The organism is Kitasatospora xanthocidica (genome assembly GCF_014656195.1).
Lineage (GTDB): Bacteria > Actinomycetota > Actinomycetes > Streptomycetales > Streptomycetaceae > Kitasatospora > Kitasatospora xanthocidica.
On record NZ_BNBY01000004.1, the window covers coordinates 17958 to 39714 of the forward strand.

Consider the following 21757-nt stretch of genomic DNA (forward strand, 5'->3'; position numbering starts at 1 on the left):
GGGCGACGGGTGGTCTCAGATGCGCTCGACGATGGTGGCGATGCCCATGCCACCGCCCACGCAGAGGGTGATCAGGCCGTAGCGCAGGTCGCGCCGCTCCAGCTCGTCGATCACGGTGCCGAGCAGCATCGCGCCGGTGGCGCCGAGCGGGTGGCCGAGCGCGATCGCGCCGCCGTTGACGTTCACCTGGTCGTGACGGAAGCCGAGTTCGCGGATGAAGCGGAGCGCGACCGCCGCGAAGGCCTCGTTGATCTCGACCAGGTCGATGTCGGCGGCGGTCAGCCCGGCCTTGGCGAGCGCCTTGCGGGTGGCCGGGGCGGGACCGGTGAGCATGATGGTCGGCTCGGAGCCGGAGACGGCGGCGGAGACGATCCGGGCGCGCGGGCGCAGCCCGTACCGCTCGCCGACCTCGCGGTTGCCGATGGCGACGAGGGCGGCGCCGTCCACGATGCCGGAGGAGTTGCCCGCGTGGTGGACGTGGTCGATGGCCTCCACCCAGTGGTACTTCTGCAGGGCGACGGCGTCGAAGCCGCCGGCCTCGCCGATGGCGGCGAAGGAGGGCTTGAGGCCGGCCAGGGTCTCGACGGTGGTGCCGGGGCGGATGAACTCGTCGCGCTCCAGCACGACCAGGCCGTTGCGGTCGCGCACCGGGACCACCGAGCGGTCGAACAGGCCGTCCGCCTGGGCCTTGGCGGCGCGCGCCTGGGACTCGGCGGCGAAGGCGTCCACGTCGGTGCGGGAGAGGCCTTCGATGGTGGCGATCAGGTCGGCGCCGATGCCCTGCGGCGCGAAGTTCGTCTCGTAGGCGGTCATCGGGTCGGCGAACCAGGCGCCGCCGTCCGAGGCCATCTTGACCCGGGACATCGACTCCACGCCGCCGGCCAGCACCAGGTCCTCCCAGCCCGAACGGACCTTGGCGGCGGCCAGGTTGACGGCTTCCAAGCCGGACGCGCAGAAGCGGTTCTCCTGGACGCCGGCGACGGTGTCGGGCAGGCCGGCCGCGATGGCCGCGATCCGGGCGATGTCGGAGCCCTGGTCGCCGACCGGGCTGACCACGCCGAGCACGATGTCGTCGATCGCGGCCGGGTCCAGGTCGGGGAAGCGGCGGCGCAGTTCGTGGATCAGGCCGACGACCAGGTCGATCGGCTTGGTGCCGTGCAGGGAGCCGGTGGCCTTGCCCCGGCCGCGCGGGGTGCGGATCGCGTCGTAGACGTACGCTTCGGTGGTCACGATGGGAATGCCTTTCGGGGCAGGGGGGTTCCTGGGGATTCCGGGGGTTCCTGAGGGCTCCGGGAGTTCCTGAGGGCTCCGGGAGTTCCTGAGGGCTCCGGGGGTTCCTGAGGGTTCCGGACGGGGCTCAGCCGAGGATGGAACGGCCCACGATCTCCTTCATGATCTCGGTGGTGCCGCCGTAGATGGTCTGGATGCGGCCGTCGGTGAACGCCCGGGCGACCGGGAACTCGCTCATGTACCCGTAGCCGCCGTGCAGTTGGAGGCACCGGTCGGCGGTGCGCTTCTGCAGCTCGGTGGCCCACCACTTGGCCATCGAGGCGTCGGCCGGGGTGAGCGCGTAGCGGTTGTGCTCGGTGATGCAGCGGTCCACGAAGGTCCGGGTGACGGCGCACTCGGTGGCCAGCTCGGCGATCTCGAAGCGGACGTGCTGCAGCTTGGCGAGCGGCCGGCCGAAGGCCTCGCGCTGCTTGACGTAGTCGGTGGTGATCTCCACCAGGTACTCGGCGCCGGCGATCGCCGCGGCCGCGATGGTGAGCCGCTCCTGGGCGAGGTTCTGCATCAGGTGGACGAAGCCGCCGTTGAGCTCGCCGACCAGGTTCTCCTTCGGCACCCGGACGTCCTCGAAGAACAACTCGGCGGTGTCCTGGGCCTTCTGGCCGATCTTGTCGAGGTTGCGGCCGCGCTCGAAGCCGGGCGTGCCCCGCTCGACGGCCAGCAGGCTCAGCCCGCGGGCGCCGCCCTCGGGGGTGGTGCGGGCGACCACGATCACCAGGTCGGCGAGGATGCCGTTGGAGATGAAGGTCTTGGCGCCGTTGAGCAGGAAGTGGTCGCCCCGGTCGACCGCCTGGGTGCGGATGCCCTGCAGGTCGGAGCCGGTGCCGGGCTCGGTCATCGCGATCGCGGTGATCAGCTCGCCGGAGCAGAATCCGGGCAGCCAGCGGCGCTTCTGCTCCTCGGTGGCGAGCGAGGTCAGATAGGGGCCGATGATGTCGTTGTGCAGGCCGATCGCCAACCCGGAGGCACCGGCCCGGGCGAACTCCTCGGCCAGCACGGCCGCGTAGCGGAAGTCCGGGGTGCCGCCACCGCCGTACTCCTCGGGCACAGCCAGGCCGAGCAGGCCCTGGCGGCCGGCCGCGAGCCAGACGGACCGGTCGACGATGCCCGCCTTCTCCCAGCGGTCGTAGTGCGGCAGCACCTCCTTGGCGAGGAAAGCCTTGACGGTGGCCCGGAAGTCGTCGTGCTGCTCGGTGAAGATCTCGCGCTGCACCGCTACTCTCCTTGCTCTGCTGCGGAGTTGACTGCGGGGGTGGCTACCGGAGAACTGCCCTCCGGCGGGCCGCCGCCCACCCCGGCGTCGAGGCCCGCCCCGGCGTCGAGGCCCAGCCCGGCACCGAGGCCGGGCACGCCCCAGTCCCTGGCCACCTCGGCGGTGTCCGCCCCCGGCCGGGCCGGCGGGCGGCGCAGCGCGCCGGGGGTGGCCGAGAAGCGGGGGGCGGGGGCGGGCTGGGTGACGCCGCCCGCCTCGACGTACGTCCCGCGCGCCGACAGGTGGTCGTCCACGACGGCCTGACGCATCGTCAGGACCGGTTCCACGCAGGCGTCGGAGCCCGCGAAGACGGCCTCCCACTCGGCCCTGGTCCGGGTGGCGAAGCGGGTGGCGATCCGGGCGCGGAGTTCGGGCCAGCGGGCGAGGTCGTACTGCCCGGGGGCGTCCGGGCCGAGGTCCAGCAGCCGGGCGAACTCGGCGTAGAAGCGCGGCTCCAGCGCGCCGACGGCCAGGTGCCCGCCGTCGGCGGCCCGGTAGACCGCGTAGAACGGCGCACCGCCGTCCAGCAGGTTGACGCCCCGGCGGTCCTGCCAGTGGCCGGCCGCGAGCAGGCCCCACAGCATGCTGCCGAGGTGCGCCGCGCCGTCCACGATGGCGGCGTCCACGACCTGGCCCGCGCCGGTGGACCGGGCGTGGTGCAGCCCGGCGAGCAGGCCGACGACCAGGTAGAGCGAGCCGCCCGCGTAGTCGCCCAGCAGGTTGGCCGGGATCCCGGGCGCCTCGTCGGCACCGCCGGGCGCCGCCACCATCCCGAGCACCCCGGCGACCGCCGCGTACCCGAGGTCGTGCCCGGCGGTCGCGGACCGCGGGCCCTGCTGCCCCCAGCCGGTCATCCGCCCGTACACCAGGGCCGGATTGCGCGCCAGGCAGTCCTGCGGGCCGACTCCGAGCCGCTCCGCGACGCCGGGCCGGTAGCCCTCGATCAGCAGGTCGGCCCGCTCGACCAGGTCGAGCACCAGTCCGGGCCCCTCAGGGGACTTCAGGTCGACCAGCACCGAGCGCTTGTTGCGGTTGCTGAGGTCGTACGCCGGGTCCGTCCCGAGCGGCGACGGGTCCGGCCGGTCCACCCGCACCACGTCCGCGCCGAGGTCCCCCAGCAGCATCGCCGCGAACGGCCCCGGCCCGATCCCGGCGAGCTCCACCACCCGCACGCCCGCCAGCGGCCCACCGGCCGACGGCGAGGGCATCTGCGACGGTGCCGGGCCGCGACCGCCCGGTGGACTGCTTGTGTCACGCACTGGCCGCAGACCCTTCGGGGTTTGACAGTAAAGCTGTAACACTCGGGATGATAGGCAAGCGACCCGCCGGTAACAAGACCTCCGCGCCGGTCCACCCACCCCCTTCCACCCCGCCGAACGCCGCACACTCCCCGCGCGACCGGAACCACCCCTGGCGTCACCGCCGGGGTGCGGGTGAGCAGGGCGGGGGTCGATCCCGCAGGGGCGTGCGGGGCCGGGGGAAATGGCCGGGCGAGTGTCGGCGTAATGGTCTATTCTCCGACCTGACCATTACGACGGATGACACCGATGACGGGGGACCACCATGACCACTGCCCAGCACACCGCCCGCACGGTCGTCGCCGTCTCCGAGCGCCTGGTGCTCACGCGGCCGCAGGAGGGGGACGTGGAGGCCATGTTCGCGGTGCACGGGGATCCGGAGACCAACCGGTACAACCCGCACGGCCCGCAGCGGGACAGGGCACAGGCGCAGGAGGCGCTGGACGGGTTCGTGGCCGACTGGGTGCGGGACGGCGTGGGGTACTGCGCCGTGTCGACGCGGGCGGAGCCGGAGGTGGTCATCGGGTACGCCGGGCTCTACCTGCACACGCTGGACGGCGAGCGGGTGTTCAACCTCTACTACCGGTTCCGGCCCTCCGCCTGGGGCCTGGGCTACGCGGCGGAGGCGGCGCGGGCGGCGATGGCGGAGGCGCGGCCGCGGTTCCCCGGAATCCCGGTGGTCGCCCTGATCCGGGCCGACAACCTGCCCTCCCGACGGCTCGCCGAGCGGCTCGGGCTGGTGGCGGACCCGGACGGGCGGGTCGACCAGGAGGACCGGCTGATCCACCGCATGGCCTGAGCCGAAGATCCCCCGCCGGGGGGAGGGGGATCGGGCCCCGGGCGGAGGACCGGGGCCGGGGCCCGGCGCGACCGTAGCGGCATGAGGATCAACGAAGGTGTCGTACGGGCCGGGGCTGCGTGGACGGCGGTGGCCGCGACGGGACCGTACCTGACGCTCAAACTGCTCTGGCTGACCGGCCATCCGGTGGGGTCGGACAGCCCCGGCGAGATGGACGGCCTGTGGCTGGTGAACCTGCTCACCTTCGGGATGGACGCGATCGCCGTCGCCCTGGCGCTGGCCTTCGTACGGCCGTGGGGGCGACGGGTGCCGGCCGGGCTGGTGGCGTTCCCGATGTGGGTGGCGACCGGACTGCTCGGCACGATCCTGGTGGCGCTGCCGCTGTCCCTGCTGAGCTCCCTGCTGCTGGGGCCGGAGCAGGGCAAGGCGCCGGACGACAAGGGGCTCAGCGACTGGGTCTTCCTGGTCGTGTACGGCGGCTTCACGGTGCAGGGCCTCGCGCTGCTGACCGCCTTCGCCCTGTACGCCCGGCGGCGCTGGGCCGGGCTGCGCACCGACCGGATCGGCGACCTGCCGGCCACCGCCACGCTGACCGTGCAGCGCGCCCTGGCCTGCGTGGCCGCGCTGCTCGCCGCCGGGGTCGCGGCGGCCCGGGTCTACTGGGCGGCGGGCGGCACCGCCGGGGTACCGGTCGCGATGGCCCAGGAGCACAACCGGGGCATGGCGGTGATGGACGGGGTGACCGCGGCGATGGCGGTGGCCGCGGCGGCGGCGCTGCTGGTGCTGGTGTTCCGGGTCCGGCCGCGGCGGCGGCTGCTCGTCCCGCTGCTGGTGGCCTGGACGGCGGCCGGCTCGCTGTTCGGCTGGGGCAGCTGGCAGTTGGTGGCCTTCGGGGCGAGCACCACCCGGGTGACCGACCTGGGGCGGGCGGTGCCCGGGCTGATGCCACTGGTGCAGGCCGGCCAGGTGGTCGCCGGGGTGCTGGTGCTGGCCGTCGGGGCGATCGCGCTCACCGAACGGGGAACCCGCGACAACGCCGCTGACGTAGAGTCACCCAGGTGATCACGGGGGCGGGCACGCGGTGGCGACGTGCGGCGGGGGCGCGGTGGCGGCGTGCGGAGGGCGCGTGGTGGCGGCGTGCGGCCGGGGCGATGGTCGGACGGCGGGCCCGGCTGCGCTGGGTGCACCTGGTGCTGGGCGGCGCGCTGCTGATGCCGTACTGGCTGCTGTCGGTGGTGCTGCTCGGGGCGCTCAACCCGGCGCAGGGGCAGCCCCGGCAACTGCTGATGCAACTCCTCGCGCTGTTCACCTCCCTGCCGATGGCCGCGGCCACCGCGCTGGTGCCGACGGTCCGGGGGCTGGAGGGCGCCGCCGCGCGGGCGCTCTGCACGGCCGCGCGGCCGGAGGAGCTGGCCACCGGCCCGGCCCGCGCCTGGCCCGCCCGGTGGCGCACGGCGCTCTGGTTCGTGCTGCACGTGTTCTTCGGCGGAGTGGTCGCCGGGATGTCCCTGGCCGGGACGCCGTTCGCGGTGGTGCTGATCCTCAACCTCGACGGGGTCCGGGACTTCGTCGCGTTCTGGGAGGACCGCTTCCCCGGCTGGATGGTCACCGGCCCCGCCCTCGGCGTCGGCGTCCTGCTGCTGATCGCCCTCACCAACGCCGGCTGCGGGGCGCTGCTCGCCCGCCTGGCGCCCGCCCTGCTCGGCCCCACCCCGGAGGAACGGCTGGTCGCCGCCGAGCGCCGGGCCACCGTACTCGCCCAGCGCAACCGGCTCGCCCGGGAGCTGCACGACTCGGTCGGACACGCGCTCAGCGCGGTCGGCATCCAGGCCTCGGCCGCAGCACGGGTCCTGCGCAGCAACCCCGACTTCGCCGCCGAGGCGCTGCACGCGATCGAGGAGACCGCGCGGGCGGCCGTCGCCGAACTGGACACCGTGCTCGGCCTGCTGCGCGAGGAGGACCCGGAGGCCACCGGGCCGGCCGGCCCCACCCTCGCCGGGCTGGACGACCTGCTGCGCCAACTGGCCCGCACCGGGGTGACGGTGGAAGCCGAACTCGCCCCCGGCCTGGCCGGCCTGCCCGCCCCGGTCTCCCGCGAGGCGTACCGGATCGTGCAGGAGGGCCTGACCAACGTGCTGCGGCACGCCGGCCCCGCCCCCGCCGGACTCCGGGTCGGGCTGGCCGGGGACCGGCTGGAGATCGAACTGACCAACCCGCTGGGCGCCACCCGCCCGAGCCGCCCCGGCGGCGGACGGGGACTGCGCGGGATCGGGGAACGCGCGACGGCCCTGCGCGGCGGCAGCACCGCGGGGCCGAGCGCGGACGGAACGACGTGGCGGCTGGCCGTCTGGCTGCCGGTGGGAGGAACCGCATGAGGAACGACGGGGGCACGGTGAACGGTGTGAACGCTGTGGACGGTGCCGGTGGCCCGAGCAGCCAGGGCGACCAGGGCGCTCCGGGCGACGTGGGCGACGTGGGCGACGGACGCGGTGCGGGCATCCGTGTGGTGATCGCGGACGACGAACGGCTGGTCCGGATGGGCCTGCGGGTGGTGATCGACGCCGAGCCGGACCTCACCGTGGTCGGCGAGGCCGCCGACGGCGCCGAGGTCGTCCCGCTGGTGCGCGAACTGCGGCCGGACGTGGTGCTGATGGACGTCCGGATGCCCGGCATCAACGGGATCCGGGCCACCGAGCAACTGGTCGGCGGGATGGCCGAACCGCCCAGGATCCTGGTGGTCACCACCTTCGAGCACGACGACCACGTGTACGACGCGCTGCGCGCGGGCGCCGCCGGGTTCCTCCTGAAGCGGGCACGGGCGGAGGAGATGGTGCAGGCCGTACGGCTGGTCGCGCGCGGGGACTCGCTGCTCTTCCCGACGGCCGTCCGCGAACTGGCGCTGCGCCACGGCGCGGACCGCCGCCGGGAGGCCGCGGTCGAGCGGGGACCGATCGGACGGCTGACCGACCGGGAGGGGCAGGTGCTGCGGCTGATGGCCACCGGGCTCAACAACGGCGAGATCGCGGCCCGGCTGGTGGTGAGTCAGGAGACGGTGAAGACGCACGTCGGCAGCGTGCTGGCCAAACTCGGCGCCCGGGACCGCACCCAAGCGGTCATCGCGGCCTACGAGTCGGGGTTCGTGCTGCCGGGCTGAGCCCGGCCGGAGGACGGTCACCGTACCTGGGTGTCGCACACCGGTTTCGCACACGGATTCCACCCCGCCGACACCGCGAGGTAAAGTGCGATTTTCCCCTCAACCGTCCGATACCTCCCGTATCGCCTGGAACGAACTGGTGGCCGCATGACAGTCCGGACCCGTCCCGCGCTCTGGTGGCGCATCGGCATCGTGCTCTCGGCGGGCCTCGGCCTGACCCTCGGGACAGCACCGCTGGTCTACTTCACCGTGCAGAGCAACGTGATCGTGCTCGGCTACTTCATCGGAGCGGTGTACTGGATGGTCCAGCGGGGCAGCGTGGACGCGCCCGCGCCCCGGCTGCGCGGCGCCGCCACCCTGTACATCCTGATCACCGGGCTGGTCTCGCACGTCCTGCTGCAGCACGGCGCCAACCCGCTGCCCGGGCTGGTCAGCGGGCCGGACAAGCTGGCCAACTGGTCCTCGTTCTTCCTGCACTACGTGACGCCGGTGATGGTGATCGTCGACTGGCTGGTGCTCAAGCCGCGCAACGCGGCGGCCTGGAAGGACATCCCGCTCTGGCTGGCCTTCCCGCTCGGCTACGCGGCGATCGTGCTCGCCCGCAACGCGCTCTTCGACGACTACCCGCTGCCCTACCCGTACTTCTTCTTCGACCCGACCACCAAGGGCTACGGCTACGTCTGGGGCCAGATCGCCCAGCTGACCGTCGAGTTCGTCCTGCTCGCCGCCCTCGTCATCGGACTGGACCGGCTCGGGACCCGGGTCGCGGACAAACTGCGGCCCGCTCCACAGGCCTGACGACCCGCGTGCCTGCCGACTCCGCTGGAGCCGACGGTTTTCCACCCGCCGTCAAAACGGTTTGCTGTCGATACCCCCTGGGACCGTTCCGCCGGGGCCCCGGGTAGGCCCGGAGGAGGAACCGGGTGCGGCGCGGCGGATGACGCCCCGGCGGCGAGGCCGGCCGTAGCGTCGGTGACAGCGGCGGCGGAGGGGTTCCGCGGGGGAGGCCGGGATTCGGCGGAGGCCGGAGATGACGCACGGGCCGACGAGGACACGCAGGGGAATCGGCAGGGCGGGGGCCGCGGTGGTGGCGCTCGCGACGGCGGCGGGGCTGGCGGCGCCGGCGGCGGCCGCGGACCGGGGAGGGCCGGGCAACCCCTTGACGGGGATCTGGCGGACGGACGGCTACGGCCTGGTGATCGCGGTCTCCGGGGGCCGGCTCACCACCTACGACGTGACCGGGCACAGCTGCGTGCCCGGCTGGATCACCGCCACGCAGTCCGGGACGCCCGGCCCGGACGGCACCACCCGGTACACCGTGGGCACCAACGCTCTGACGCTCACCCCGGCCGGGCGGAACCGGGCGGTCGAGCGCGAGGAGGGCGGGGTCGGCAGCAAGACGCTGGACCGTCTCGACGCGCTGCCGGCGCTGTGCGCCCGGCCGGCGCCGAACGACCCGCTCGCGGTCTTCGACCGGTTCTGGGAGACCTTCGAGGAGAACTACCCCTTCTTCGCGGCCAAGGGCATCGACTGGCACGCCGTCCGGGACGAGCAGCGGCGCAGGATCACCCCGACGACGACCGTCGAGGAGTTGCAGAACGTCCTGATCGACATGCTCCGGCCGCTGGGCGACGCGCACACCGGCCTCGCCCGGGTGGTCGACGGGGCGCCGAAACCGGTCTTCGGCGGACGGCGGCCCGGCTCGACGGTGCGCACCGACGAGCTGAAGGCGCGGGCCCTTCAGGCGTCGGCCGCCCAGCTGACCGGCCCGGAGCAGACCTTCGCCGGCGGCCGGCTCGGCGTGGGCCGGCTCCCCGGCGGCATCGGCTACTTCCGGGTGAGCAGCTTCGACGACTACACCGGCGGCGACTACCGCAGCCAGGTCGCCGAGCTGGACCGGGCCCTGGACGCCCTGCTGGCCGGCCCGGACCGGCCCACCGGACTGGTCGTCGACGTGCGGCTGAACGGCGGCGGTTCGGACGCGCTCGGGCTGCACATCGCCGCCCGGCTGACCGACCGCCCCTACCTCGCCTACCGGAAGGTGGCGCGGGACGACCCGGCCGACCCGACGGTGTTCACCCGGCCCGAACCGGTCACCGTGCGGCCCTCGGCGGGCGCGCACTTCACCGGTCCGGTGACGATCCTGACCTCCTCGATCTCGGCCAGCGCGGCGGAGACCTTCACCCAGGCCATGACGGGCCGCTCCCCCCGGGTGCTCCGGATCGGCGAGAACACCCAGGGCGTCTTCTCCGACGTGCTGATCAAGACGCTCTCGCCGGAGCTCATGGTCGTCCTGCCGAATGAGAAGTACCTCACCAGGAGCGGCAGCACCTTCGACGGACCGGGCATCCCGCCGAACCTGCGCACCCCGGTGTTCACCCCCGGCGAGCTGGCCGCGCTCAGGGACTCGGCCCTGAGCACGGCCCGCCGGGTGCTCGCCGAGGACGCCCGGGGTGAGCAGGGTGGCCAAAGCGACGGGAGCGAGGAGTAGCGGCGGTGCCCGCGGCCCCGGCCGGGTCCGCTACATCGGATCCACCGCCCTCAGTTCGCCGTCCAGCTCCAGCCACCTGGTCACGCCCAGGCCGCGCAGGAACGGCACGTCGTGGCTGGCCACGATCAGCGCCCCCTGGTAGGCGGCCAGCGCCTGGGTGAGCTGGCGGACGCTGGCGAGGTCCAGGTTGTTGGTCGGCTCGTCGAGCAGCAGCAGCTGCGGCGGCGGGTCGGCCAGCAACAGGGCGGCCAGCGTGGCGCGGAACCGCTCGCCCCCGGAGAGGGTGGCGGCCGGCTGGTCGGCCCGGGCGCCCCGGAACAGGAAGCGGGCGAGCCGGGCGCGGATCGCGTTGTCCCCGGCGGCGGGGGCGAACAGCTTGACGTTCTCCACGACGCTGAGCCCCTCGTCCAGCAGGTCGAGCCGCTGCGGGAGGTGCCGCAGCGCCACCGGGGCGGTGATCTCCCCCTCCAGCGGGGCGAGTTCGCCCGCGATGGTGCGCAGCAGGGTGGACTTGCCGGACCCGTTGCGGCCGGTCAGCGCGATCCGCTCGGGGCCGCGCAGGTCCAGCTCGGCGGTGACGCCGTGCGGCAGCCGGACCTTCTGCAGGGTGAGCACCGTGCGCCCGGCCGGGACCGCCGTACGGGGCAGGTCGATCCGGATCTCGGCGTCGTCCCGGACGGCCTCCTCGGCCTCGGTGAGCCGCGCCCTGGCCTCCTCCAACCGCTCGGTGTGCATGCCCTGGAGACGGCCGGCCGTCTCCTGGCCCTTGCGCTTGAGCATGCCCCGGAAGATGTGCGGGTCGTTGCGGGTGACCGAGCGCTTCTTGCCGTACGCGACGCTGCGGTCCAGCCGGGACCGGGCGTCGACCAAGTCCCGCTTCTGACGCTGGACGTCGGCCTCGGCGTTGCGCAGCAGCCGCTCGGCCGTCTCCTGCTGGGCGGCGAGCGTGCGCTCGTACGCCTCGAAGTTGCCGCCGTACCAGGTGACGTCGCCGTCCCGGAGGTCGGCGATCTGGTCGACGTGCCGCAGCAGCTCGCGGTCGTGGCTGACGACCAGCATCACGCCGTGCCACCCGGCCACCGTCTCGTAGAGCCGCTCGCGGGCGGCCCGGTCGAGGTTGTTGGTGGGCTCGTCGAGCAGCAGGACGTCGGGGCGGGCCATCAGCAGGGCGGCCAGCCGCAGCAGGACCGCCTCACCGCCGGAGAGTTCGCCGGTGGTGCGGTCGAGGCCGAGGCGCTGCAGGCCGAGCCGGTCGAGCGTGGCCCGGGCGCGCTCCTCGACGTCCCAGTCGTCGCCGACGGCGTCGAAGTGGCGCTGGTCGGTGTCGCCGGACTCGATGGCGTGCAGGGCCTCGCGGGCGGCGCGGACGCCGAGCGCCTCGTCCACCCGCAGCGTGGTGTCGAGCGTCAGGCCCTGCGGCAGGTAGCCGAGTTCGCCGTCGACCCGGACGGTGCCGCCGGTCGGGGTGAGGTCCCCGGCGATCAGCCGCAGCAGGGTGGACTTGCCCGCGCCGTTGAGCCCGATCAGGCCGGTGCGGCCGGGGCCGACGGCGAGGTGGAACCCGTCCAGGACGGGCTTGCCGTCGGGCCACTCGAACGCGAGGTCGGTGCAGAGGACGGCGGTGGTGGGTTGTGCCATGAAGGCCTCCCGGGTTGGTTGCCGAAGGGGTGGTGAGCAACACGGGGAGACACCGCGGGTGCGGAACCGGTACGGCCGGAGGAAGGAAGGGGTGACGTCACACGGAGGATCGCCACGGGGCCGTGACTGAGGTCGCACACTCGCGCACCACGCGGCAAGAGGGCCTGCGTGGCGGGGCGGTGTCCCGGGACCTCAGTAGATCAACGGCCTTCTCCTTGTCTGGCTGACGACCCTGACCACGTTAGGTACCCCGGAAGACGCGTGCAACCGGTTTTCCGGGCCGCGGCGGAGGCCGCGGAGGAGGCCGCGGTCAGCGCCCCGACGATGGCCCGACGGAGGCTCCGTGCCGATCCGGTGCCGATCCGGTGACAGCCTCGTCCCAGCCGGGGTCGGGTTTAAGGACTTCCTTATCCACATGGCAGACTCCTCCACTGCCATACCTGCGGCCCCGGGGCCGCACCCGAGGAACGGGCCGTATGGCGGTAGTCAACAGGGGGATTTGAACTCATGTCACCGATATCCCGGCCGAGCCGAGCCGTCCTGGGCGCCTCCGTCGCCGCGCTGACCATGGTGGTCGCCACCGCGTGCGGACCGGACAACGCCGACCCGGCCGGAGCCCAGACCACGGCTCCCACGGTCGCGGCCAGCGCCTCCGGCAAGCCGGGCGCGGCTCCGATCAAGCTTCCGACGGTCGAGGAGCTGAAGACCTGGAAGCTCGATGACTGGGACAAGTGGGCCCAGGCGAACGTCATCACCCCGGCGGTCAAGGGCTACTGGACCCTGCAGAAGCTGCTGAACGCCAAGCCGAAGCCGCTGCCGCAGGCCCCGGCCCAGGACCCGACGCAGGCGCCCGCCCAGCCGACCGCGCAGCCGACCAGCGCGGCCCCGGCCCCGGCCCAGCCCACCGCGGCGCAGCCGCCGGCCGGCCCGGACCAGATGCCCGCCATGGTCCCGGCGAAGCCCGTCGCGCACCCGTTCCCGAAGAACATGCACGTCAACGGCAAGATCTTCTTCAAGGACGGCAACGAGGACTACGTGTGCTCCGGCACCGTCGTCTCCGACCCGGCCAACCCGGGCAAGAGCAACCTGGTGTGGACCGCGAGCCACTGCCTGCACGGCGGCAAGGGCAACAAGTACTACACCGACATCACCTTCGCCCCGGCCTTCAACAGCAACGGCGTGCTGAGCAACGGCAACAAGCAGAAGTCCAAGCTGGACGACGCCGAGCCGTACGGCGAGTGGGGCGCGACCGCCGGCATGGTCTCGCCGCAGTGGACCGGCGAGGCCGACCCGGAGCACGGCGGCCCGTGGAGCCAGTACGACTTCGGCATCATCAAGGTCGCCAACCCCGACCCGAACGGCAAGTCGCTGGAGGAGACCGTCGGCGGCTCGGTGCCGCTTTGGTTCAACGCCCCGCGCGACCAGCTGGCCGCCGTCTCCAACTACGGCTTCCCGGAGGGCAAGCCCTTCGACGGCGTCGAGCTGGAGCACTGCGACGGCGGCAAGCCGTCCAAGAAGACCGGCGACCCGAGCCGCCCGGCGATGCTGCTGATCGGCTGCAACATGACCGGCGGCAGCAGCGGCGGCGGCTGGTTCGCGACCAAGGACGGCAAGCCGGCCCTGGTCAGCGACACCTCCATCGGCAACGGCGCGAACACCTACGAGGCCGGTCCGTACCTGGAGGACGTGGCCCAGCACATGTTCGAGTACTTCTCGAAGAAGGCCAAGTGATCCACCGGGGATGATCCCCACCGGTCCCGGGGGCCGCGGCTGCCACAGCCGCGGCCCCCGGGCCTTTCCGTCTCCCCGGGTTCTCCGTCCCCGGTCGGGGCCCTGCGCTCGGCTTTTTCCGGTGGCGCCCCCGCTCCTCTTACAATCGGCCCCATCATGAGCGCCACACTCGTAGTCAAGGACCTCAGCGCCGGCCACGGCGAACGCACCCTCTTCTCCGGCCTGGACCTGGTCATCGCCCCCGGCGACGTGATCGGTCTGGTCGGCGTGAACGGCGCCGGAAAGTCGACCCTGCTGCGCCTGCTGGCGGGCCTGGACACCCCCGAGGGCGGATCGCTGCGGCTGAGCCCGGCCAGTGCCAACGTCGGCCACCTGCCGCAGGAGCCGGAGCGGCGCGAGGGCGAGTCGGTGCGCGAGTTCCTGGCCCGCCGCACCGGCGTCTCGGCCGCCCAGGCCGCGCTGGACGAGGCCACCGAGGGCCTGGTCGAGGGCCGGCCGGGCGCCGACGACGCGTACGCGGTCAGCCTGGACCGCTGGCTGGAGCTCGGCGGCGCCGACCTGGAGGAGCGGGCCGAGGAGGTCGCCGACTCGCTCGGGCTGAAGGTCTCGCTCGACCTGCCGATGACCGCGCTCTCCGGCGGCCAGGCCGCCCGGGCCGGCCTCGCCTCACTGCTGCTCTCCCGCTACGACGTCTTCCTGCTCGACGAGCCCACCAACGACCTCGACCTGGACGGCCTGGAGCGGCTGGAGGCCTTCGTCAAGGGCCTGCGCGCCGGCACCGTGCTGATCAGCCACGACCGCGAGTTCCTGGCCCGCACCGTGACCAAGGTGCTGGAGCTGGACCTGCACCAGCAGCAGGTCAACCTTTACGGCGGTGGCTACGAGGCGTACCTGGAGGAGCGGGCGGTGTCCCGCCGGCACGCCCGCGAGGAGTACGAGGAGTACGCCGACACCAAGGCCGGGCTGGAGGCCCGCGCCCGGATGCAGCGCGGCTGGATGGAGCACGGCGTGCGCAACGCCCGCCGCAAGTCCTCCGACAACGACAAGATGGGCCGCGCGGTGCGCGCCGAGTCCACCGAGAAGCAGGCCTCCAAGGCCCGCCAGACCCAGCGGATGATCGAGCGGCTGGACGTGGTCGAGGAGCCGCGCAAGGAGTGGGAGCTGCGGATGGAGATCGCCACCGCGCCGCGCTCCGGCTCGGTGGTCGCCACCCTGCGCGGGGCCACCGCCCGGCGCGGCGACTTCTCCTTCGGCCCGGTGGACCTGCAGATCGACTGGGCCGACCGGGTCGCCATCACCGGCGCCAACGGCGCGGGCAAGTCCACGCTGCTGGCCGCCCTGCTCGGCCGGCTCGAACTCGACGGCGGCAGCGCGACCCTGGGCTCCGGCGTGGTGGTCGGCGAGGTGGACCAGGCGCGCGGTCTGTTCCTGGGCGGCGAGCCGCTGGCGGAGGCCTTCTCCGCCGCCGTGCCGGAGCTCTCGCCGGAGGACGTCCGCACCCTGCTGGCCAAGTTCGGCCTCAAGGCGGTGCACGTCATGCGCCCGGCCGGCACCCTCTCCCCGGGCGAGCGCACCCGGGCCGCGCTGGCGCTGCTGCAGGCCCGCGGGGTCAACCTGCTGGTGCTGGACGAGCCCACCAACCACCTGGACCTGCCCGCGATCGAGCAGCTGGAGTCCGCGCTGTCCTCGTACACCGGCACCCTGCTGCTGGTCACCCACGACCGGCGGATGCTGGACACCGTCGCGGTGAACCGGCGGATCGAGGTCCGGGACGGGCGGGCGCACGAGCTGTAGCCGTCCCGTGGGCGGGCCTGCCCGTGGGACGGCCCGCCCGTGGACCGGTCTGCCCCGCCCAGGGTCGACCCGGGCCGCAGATTGGTCTCTACCTCTTCCCGGAGGGGCCGTCATGTGCTGTGCTGTCCGCCATGGTTGACAGTGCAGAGAGCGCCGTGGCGGGGACGTCCCACCCGACCGTCCCCCTCACCCCCATGACGGTCCCGGCCCACGAGGCCGAGGCCCGCAGCAGGTCCTTCCACGACGTGATGGCCCAGCGCCGGACCGTCCGCGACTACTCCACCCGCCCGATCCCGGACGGGGTGGTCGAGTGGGCGGTCCGGACCGCGAGCACCGCCCCCAGCGGCGCGCACGTCCAGCCCTGGCGGTTCGTGGTGATCACCGACCCGGAGCGCAAGCGGCGGCTGCGCGAGGCGGCCGAGGCCGAGGAGCGCGAGTTCTACGGGCACCGGGCGTCGGAGGAGTGGCTGGCGGCGCTGGCGCCGATCGGCACCGACTGGCGCAAGCCGTTCCTGGAGGACGCGCCCGCCGTGATCGTGGTCTTCGAGGTGCACAAGGGACCGGACTCGCCGCGCCCGTACTACACCAAGGAGTCGGTGGGGATCTCGGTCGGACTGCTGCTGGCCGCCCTGCACCAGGCCGGGCTGGCCACGCTGACCCACACCCCGAGCCCGATGAGGTTCCTCAACGAGGTGTGCGACCGCCCGGCCGAGGAGCGGGCGGCGTACGTGATCCCGGTCGGCTACCCGGCCGAGGGGGCGCGCGTGCCGGACCTGCGGCGCAAGGAGCTCGACGAGGTGATGGTCCGGCTCTGACGCGCCGGGGCGGCGAGCCCGCGCGCCCGCCGTCAGGGGGTCCGGCGGGGGCCCGGATGGTGACAGGTCCGGGCCAAGGACATAATCGCCGACATGAGCCAAGCGCAGCCACGGTCCTGTGACCCGACCCCGGCCCGAGGGGACCGCACGGCCGACCGGGAGCGGTCGGCCGACCGGGAGCGGGCGGCCGACCGGGAGCACACCAGCGAACGGGAACAGGCCGGCGAACGGGAACAGGCCGGCGAACGGGACCGCACCGCCGACCGGGAGCGGTCGGCCGGCACCGCGCCGGCGGCCGGACGGGCCCGGACGGCCGCGGAGGTGACCGCCGGGCGCCCGCCCGAGCTGCTGCGGCTGCCCGGCGGCCTCTGGCTGCGCCGCCGCAGCAGCACCCACGCGGTGGCGCTGAACCGGGCCGTCCGCGCCAACCTGGACCACCTGCGGCCGTGGATGGAATGGGCGGCCGAGGCCCCCACCCGGGCGCAGACCGCCGAGCTCACCCGGGCCGGCTCCGCCGCCTGGGAGGCCGGCACCGACTTCATGTACCTGGTCGGCCTGGACGCCGAACCCGGCGGCGTGATCGGCGCCTTCGGCCTGCACGGGCGGATCGGCCCGGGCGCGCTGGAGATCGGCTACTGGGTCGCCACCGGCCACGTCGGCCGGGGCATCGCCACCACTGCGGCCGGGGCGCTGACCGAGGCCGCGCTGGCCCTGCCCGGGATCACCAGGGTGGAGATCCGCTGCGACCGGGCCAACGCCGCCAGCGCCGCCGTCCCGCGCAAGCTCGGCTACCGGCTGGACCGGGTCACCGCGACCGCCGTCCGGGCCCCGGGCGAGACCGGCCGACAGCTGGTGTGGGTCAAGGAGCGGCCCGGGGCCGCCCCGGACGCGGCTGTCCGGAACGGCCACGACTCGGACGGTCGGTAGCGCTCGCCGGTCAGTAGCGCTCGCCGGTCGGCGCCGGCAGCGCGTCCAGCTCGGCGAGGTCGGCCGCCGAGAGCGTCACCTCGGCCGCACCCACGTTGTCCACCAGGTAGCGCGGCGTCCTGGTCCCGGGGATCGGGAAGACGTACCGGCCCTGTGCCAGCACCCAGGCCAGCGCCACCTGCGCCGGCGTGGCCCCGATCCGCTCGGCGACCTCCCGGACCTTCGCCACCAGCGCCAGGTTCGCCTTCAGCGCGTCCTGCTGGAAGCGCGGCAGCCGACGGCGGAAGTCGTCCGCGGGCAGCTCGTCGAAGGAGGAGATGCTGCCGGTCAGGAAGCCGCGGCCGAGCGGGGAGAACGGCAGCAGGGCGATGCCCTGCTCCTCGGTGTACGGCAGGACCTCGGCCAGCGCGTCCCGGGTCCACAGCGACAGCTCGTTCTGCACGGAGGCGACCGGGTGCACCGACTGCGCCCGCTTGATCTCCTCGACGGTCACCTCGGAGAGGCCGATGTTGCGGACCTTGCCGGCCGCGACCAGCTCGGCGAACGCGCCCCAGGTCTCCTCGATCGGGACCTCCGGGTCGATCCGGTGCAGCTGGTAGAGGTCGACGTGGTCGGTACCCAGGCGACGCAGGCTCTCGTCGATCGAGCGGCGCACGTGCTCGGGCCGGCCGTTGCGCTCCGTCTGGCCCTCCCCGCCGGGGACGATGCCGACCTTGGTGGCAAGGAAGGCGCGCTCCCGGTACGGGCCGGCCAGTGCGGCGCCGACGACCTCCTCGTTGGTGTACGGGCCGTACATGTCGGCGGTGTCGATCAGGCTGACGCCGAGGTCCAGCGCCTGCCGGATCACCCGGACGGAGTTCTCGTCGTCCCGGTTCTGCACGTCGTAGGCCCAGGTCATGCCCATGCAGCCGAGGCCGATGACGCCGGTCTGCGGACCGTTGGTACCGAACGGGGCGTTGCGCATGACGGTGCTCCTGTCGTGGGTGCCGCGTGGCCGGCGTGCCGTCCCGCGGTTCGCGTGGTGGTGCGTGATCAACGCCTTCAGCTTTCACCTTGGAGTGCACTCGAGGTCAAGCCCGTTCCGGCCCACTCGCGGAACCCGCCCGCCAGGACCAGCTCGGCGAGTGCCGCGTACCCGCCCGCCCCCGGGTGCGCGCCGTCCCCCGCCGCGGCCTCGGCCGCCCAGACCGGGTGGGCCGCGAGCGCCTCCGTGACGTCGACGAACGGGACTTCGGCGGCGGCGCAGATCCCGGCCATCCCCGGGACGAGCTCACGCAGCCGGTCCAGGTGGGCCGTTCCCCCGCAGACCACCGGCGGCGGGCCGACCACCAGCACGCCCAGGCCGAGGTCGCGGGCTCCGTCGAGCAGCGCGGCGAGGTTGCGCAGGGTCTCGTCGGGCGCCACGCGCGGTGCGCCGTCCTCCTCCATCGCGTCGTTGGCGCCGAAGGAGAGCACCAGCCGGTTGTCCGCCCCGGGGGCGGTCCGCGCCTCGACCTCGGCCTGCCAGCGGTGTCTCACCCGGGCCGAGGTGTCGCGCCGGACCCCGAGGTTGAACGCGGTGGCGGCCGGGGCGGCGGCCTGCAGTGCCCGGCCGACCCAGCCGCGGAACTCCGGGTCGCCGAGGCCCTGGACGAAGGAGTCGCCGAGGAAGCAGATCCGAGGAGCGTCGTCGCCGTTTCGTATGGTCATCGGCCCACCGTAGAGGTGCGATCGGGGCGCGCGATTCCGGTCTCACCACCCGGGCACGACGAACCGGCCGTCAACCCCGCACCGTTCTTCCCGGACCTTTCACCGGGCCGCCACAGGTGCCCCTCCGTCAAACCGGCGCGGGAGAGCACGTTCACGAACCGTCCGCACCACCGGGCGCCGTCCGTCCGGCCTTGGCAGAGCCCATCGCGGCGGTCGACGCTCTGCACACGGCCGATCATCGGCTCGTCAGGTCATGGCCGGGCCGCTGCCAGGCCCGTCCTTTCACGTCCGGCCACATCCGGCCACGTCCATTCGGGAGGAACCCCATGCAGCTCTCGCGCACCCGCATCGCCGCCGTCGCCCTGCTCGCCGCCGCCACCACCGCGCTCGCCGTCCCGGCCCACGCCGCCGGCGGGAACCGCGCGCTCAGCCACTTCGACGACGGCAGCTTCGAGTCGCCCAAGGCCCCGGCGAACTCCTTCAGCACCCTGAGTGCCGGTCAGGTCATCGGCCCGTGGCGGGTCACCGCCGGCAACGTCGACCTGATCGGCGCCGGCTTCTGGCAGGCCGCCGAGGGCGACCAGTCCGTCGACCTCAACGGCAACACCACCGGCACCATCGCCCAGACCTTCACCACCGTCCCGGGCACCACCTACTCGGTCACCTACGCGCTGGCCGCCAACCCCGCGGGCGGGCCGGCCGTGAAGACCGGCCGGGCGCTGATCGACGGCCAGGACTTCCAGGACTTCTCCTTCGACTCCACCGGAAAGACCCTGGCCGCGATGGGGTACGTGGGACGGCAGTTCAGCTTCGTGGCGCAGAACTCCTCCACCACCCTGACCTTCGCCAGCACGGTTGCGGGGGCGTACGGGCCGGTGCTCGACAACGTGCAGGTGAAGGAGTGCAAGCCGTGCTGCGGCTGACCGGCGGGAGCCCGCGGCGCCGCCGCCTTAACCCCCGCTAAAACCTGCCCTCGGTGAGGCCTCCGGTGCGGGGAAGTGCTTGACGTGCACAGCTGGTCTAGTCCAGTTTGATGCTCAGCACCGCGCTCCCCCGCACCGGACCACCCCAGGCCGCCGCCCGACCCGCGCCCCCCTCGCGGCGCGGGCGGCCCACCACGTCCCGAGAGGCACCCCCATGCCCAGCGCGCTCCAGCACGCCCCCACGCACCGCCGTCCCACCGGCCGGACCACCCTGCTGAGCCTCGCCGCCGCCACCACGCTGGCCGCGAGCGGAATCGCCGTCCTCGCCGGGAACGCCGGAGCCGCCGACGGCAACCTGCTCGCCAACGGCGGCCTGGAGAGCGGCGCGCTCACCCCCTGGAGCTGTTCCGCCGGCACCGGCAGTGTCGTCAACTCCGGTGCGCACAGCGGTAGCTACGCACTGAAGGGGGCGGTCGGCGCGAGCGACACCGCGCAGTGCGGGCAGACCGTCAGCGTCCGGCCCAACACCGCCTACAGCCTCAGCGCCTCGGTACAGGGCCAGTACGTCTACCTCGGCGCCACCGGCAGCGGCGTCACCGACCCCGCCACCTGGACCCCGGGCGGCACCGGCTGGCAGCAGCTGTCCACCAGCTTCACCACCGGCCCGGCCACCACCAGCGTCACCGTGTACCTGCACGGCTGGTACGGGCAGGGCGGCTACCTCGCCGACGACATCACGCTGACCGGCCCCGGCGGCACGCCCACCACCCCGCCGCCCACCTCGACGACGCCGACCCCGACCGGCACCCCCACCGGCACGCCGACCGGTTCTCCGACCGCGACGCCCACCGGCGGCCCGAGCACCCCGCCGCCGAGCACCGCGCTCCCGGTCGCCCCGTACATCGACATGGGCGCCTGGCCCACCCCGTCCATGCCCGACCTCGCCAAGGCCGGCAACCTCAAGGGCTACACGATGGGCTTCGTCACCGGCGTCGGCTGCAAGGCCAGCTGGTTCAACGCCTACGACCCGCGCACCGGCTGGGCCAAGGACCAGATCGACGCGCTGCGCGCCGCGGGCGGGGACGTCAAGGTCTCCTTCGGCGGCGCCAGCGGCACCGAACTCGCCGCCGCCTGCACCTCGGTGGACTCGCTGTTCGCCGAGTACGACGCCGTGGTGAAGGCCTACGGCCTGCGCTACGTTGACTTCGACATCGAGGGCGCGGCGATCGCCGACACCGCCGCCAACGACCGCCGCTCCGCCGCGCTCGCCAAGCTGCAGCAGGCCCACCCCGGCCTCAAGGTCTCCTTCACCCTGCCGGTCCTGCCGGAGGGCCTGACCGCCGAGGGCGTCGCCATCGTCAAGTCGGCCCGCGACGCCGGGGTGAACACCGACCTGGTCAACATCATGGCGATGGACTACTACCGCGGCGGGACGGACTACGGCAACGCCGCCGTCCAGGCCGCCCAGTCGCTGTTCGGCCAGCTCAAGGCGCTCCACCCGGCGAAGACCGACGCCCAGCTCTGGGCCATGGTCGGCGTCACCCCGATGATCGGCGAGAACGACGACCACCAGGTCTACGACCAGGCGGACGCCCGGCAGCTGGTGGCCTTCGCCCAGCAGAACCACCTCGGTCTGCTCGCCTTCTGGGACGCCACCCGGGACGCCAACGCCTGCACCGGCGGCTCGCTCTCCAAGTGCACCAACATCCCGCAGCAGCCGTACGAGTTCGCGAAGCTCTTCGCCCAGTACGCGGGCTGAGCCCGACCCGATCGCGCCTGCGGCCGCGGCCGCCCACCGGTCGGCTTCGGCGGCCACGAGCCCGACGGGCGCCGGGTCGGCTCGCTGACGTCCGACTGCGGCTGAGGCTCCGGCTACGGCTGAGGCCCGGCCAGGGCCGCGCCCGAAGAAATTGGCATCTCATCGTCCCGGACCGTCGACTACTGTCCGTCCCATCTGTA

Annotated in this window: 18 protein-coding genes; 12 read left to right on the forward strand and 6 right to left on the reverse strand. The window is 73.7% G+C overall.

Going from position 1 to position 21757, the window contains the following annotated elements; genetic code table 11:
- Nucleotides 1-15: 15 nt before the first annotated feature.
- The 3 genes from IE332_RS08415 to IE332_RS08425 all read right to left on the reverse strand — a co-directional run bounded on the left by IE332_RS08415 (nucleotide 16) and on the right by IE332_RS08425 (nucleotide 3747).
- A complete protein-coding gene (locus tag IE332_RS08415) occupies nucleotides 16-1230 on the reverse strand; it encodes an acetyl-CoA C-acetyltransferase (protein WP_189914661.1) in 1215 nt (404 codons plus the stop codon).
- Nucleotides 1231-1357: 127 nt separating this feature from the next.
- Nucleotides 1358-2500: an acyl-CoA dehydrogenase family protein gene (locus IE332_RS08420; protein WP_189914663.1), complete on the reverse strand. Its 1143-nt coding sequence runs from the start codon at nucleotides 2498-2500 to the stop codon at nucleotides 1358-1360.
- A 2-nt stretch (nucleotides 2501-2502) separates the two neighbouring features.
- Nucleotides 2503-3747, reverse strand: coding sequence for a CaiB/BaiF CoA transferase family protein (locus IE332_RS08425; protein WP_189914665.1), 1245 nt, complete (start codon nucleotides 3745-3747; stop codon nucleotides 2503-2505).
- A gap of 355 nt (nucleotides 3748-4102) precedes the next feature.
- Here IE332_RS08425 and IE332_RS08430 point away from each other — a divergent pair, with 355 nt between their 5' ends.
- From IE332_RS08430 to IE332_RS08455, 6 genes are all read left to right on the forward strand, one after another.
- The gene (locus IE332_RS08430) at nucleotides 4103-4636 is read left to right on the forward strand and encodes a GNAT family N-acetyltransferase (protein WP_189914667.1); all 534 of its coding nucleotides are present in this window, start codon (nucleotides 4103-4105) and stop codon (nucleotides 4634-4636) included.
- An 81-nt stretch (nucleotides 4637-4717) separates the two neighbouring features.
- A complete protein-coding gene (locus IE332_RS08435) occupies nucleotides 4718-5698 on the forward strand; it encodes a hypothetical protein (protein WP_189914669.1) in 981 nt (326 codons plus the stop codon).
- Nucleotides 5699-5787: 89 nt separating this feature from the next.
- Nucleotides 5788-7011 carry a sensor histidine kinase gene (locus IE332_RS08440; protein ID WP_189914671.1) on the forward strand — a complete coding sequence of 408 codons (1224 nt, stop codon included), beginning with the start codon at nucleotides 5788-5790 and terminating at the stop codon, nucleotides 7009-7011.
- A gap of 17 nt (nucleotides 7012-7028) precedes the next feature.
- Entirely contained in the window at nucleotides 7029-7790 is a 762-nt protein-coding gene (locus IE332_RS08445) for a response regulator transcription factor (protein WP_373313696.1), read from the forward strand.
- Nucleotides 7791-7937: 147 nt separating this feature from the next.
- Complete coding sequence (locus IE332_RS08450) at nucleotides 7938-8588, forward strand: Pr6Pr family membrane protein (RefSeq protein WP_189914675.1); 651 nt, start codon at nucleotides 7938-7940, stop codon at nucleotides 8586-8588.
- Between the two features lie 361 nt (nucleotides 8589-8949).
- Nucleotides 8950-10281 (forward strand): S41 family peptidase, encoded by a 1332-nt coding sequence (locus IE332_RS08455; protein WP_189914677.1) that lies wholly within the window; start codon nucleotides 8950-8952, stop codon nucleotides 10279-10281.
- Nucleotides 10282-10311: 30 nt separating this feature from the next.
- Here the strand turns inward: IE332_RS08455 and IE332_RS08460 are convergent, their stop codons facing one another.
- Nucleotides 10312-11919, reverse strand: coding sequence for an ABC-F family ATP-binding cassette domain-containing protein (locus IE332_RS08460; protein WP_189914679.1), 1608 nt, complete (start codon nucleotides 11917-11919; stop codon nucleotides 10312-10314).
- Nucleotides 11920-12426: 507 nt separating this feature from the next.
- Here IE332_RS08460 and IE332_RS08465 point away from each other — a divergent pair.
- The 4 genes from IE332_RS08465 to IE332_RS08480 all read left to right on the forward strand — a co-directional run bounded on the left by IE332_RS08465 (nucleotide 12427) and on the right by IE332_RS08480 (nucleotide 17186).
- Complete coding sequence (locus tag IE332_RS08465; protein WP_189914681.1) at nucleotides 12427-13650, forward strand: trypsin-like serine peptidase; 1224 nt, start codon at nucleotides 12427-12429, stop codon at nucleotides 13648-13650.
- 156 nt (nucleotides 13651-13806) lie between these two features.
- Nucleotides 13807-15444 carry an ABC-F family ATP-binding cassette domain-containing protein gene (locus IE332_RS08470; protein ID WP_189914683.1) on the forward strand — a complete coding sequence of 546 codons (1638 nt, stop codon included), beginning with the start codon at nucleotides 13807-13809 and terminating at the stop codon, nucleotides 15442-15444.
- Nucleotides 15445-15575: 131 nt separating this feature from the next.
- Nucleotides 15576-16259 (forward strand): nitroreductase family protein, encoded by a 684-nt coding sequence (locus IE332_RS08475; RefSeq protein WP_373313686.1) that lies wholly within the window; start codon nucleotides 15576-15578, stop codon nucleotides 16257-16259.
- 93 nt (nucleotides 16260-16352) lie between these two features.
- Nucleotides 16353-17186, forward strand: a complete 834-nt coding sequence (locus IE332_RS08480; RefSeq protein WP_189914685.1) for a GNAT family N-acetyltransferase — start codon at nucleotides 16353-16355, stop codon at nucleotides 17184-17186.
- A gap of 10 nt (nucleotides 17187-17196) precedes the next feature.
- On the opposite strand, the gene IE332_RS08485 is transcribed toward IE332_RS08480, so the two are convergent.
- Together IE332_RS08485 and IE332_RS08490 are read right to left on the reverse strand one after the other, a co-directional pair.
- Nucleotides 17197-18150, reverse strand: a complete 954-nt coding sequence (locus IE332_RS08485; protein ID WP_189914688.1) for an aldo/keto reductase — start codon at nucleotides 18148-18150, stop codon at nucleotides 17197-17199.
- A gap of 77 nt (nucleotides 18151-18227) precedes the next feature.
- Nucleotides 18228-18875: a GDSL-type esterase/lipase family protein gene (locus tag IE332_RS08490; RefSeq protein WP_189914690.1), complete on the reverse strand. Its 648-nt coding sequence runs from the start codon at nucleotides 18873-18875 to the stop codon at nucleotides 18228-18230.
- A gap of 326 nt (nucleotides 18876-19201) precedes the next feature.
- Between IE332_RS08490 and IE332_RS08495 the strand changes: the two genes are divergently transcribed.
- Together IE332_RS08495 and IE332_RS08500 are read left to right on the forward strand one after the other, a co-directional pair.
- Nucleotides 19202-19798, forward strand: coding sequence for a choice-of-anchor C family protein (locus tag IE332_RS08495; RefSeq protein WP_189914691.1), 597 nt, complete (start codon nucleotides 19202-19204; stop codon nucleotides 19796-19798).
- Nucleotides 19799-20012: 214 nt separating this feature from the next.
- The gene (locus IE332_RS08500) at nucleotides 20013-21557 is read left to right on the forward strand and encodes a carbohydrate binding domain-containing protein (protein WP_189914693.1); all 1545 of its coding nucleotides are present in this window, start codon (nucleotides 20013-20015) and stop codon (nucleotides 21555-21557) included.
- The last annotated feature ends 200 nt before the right edge of the window (nucleotides 21558-21757 follow it).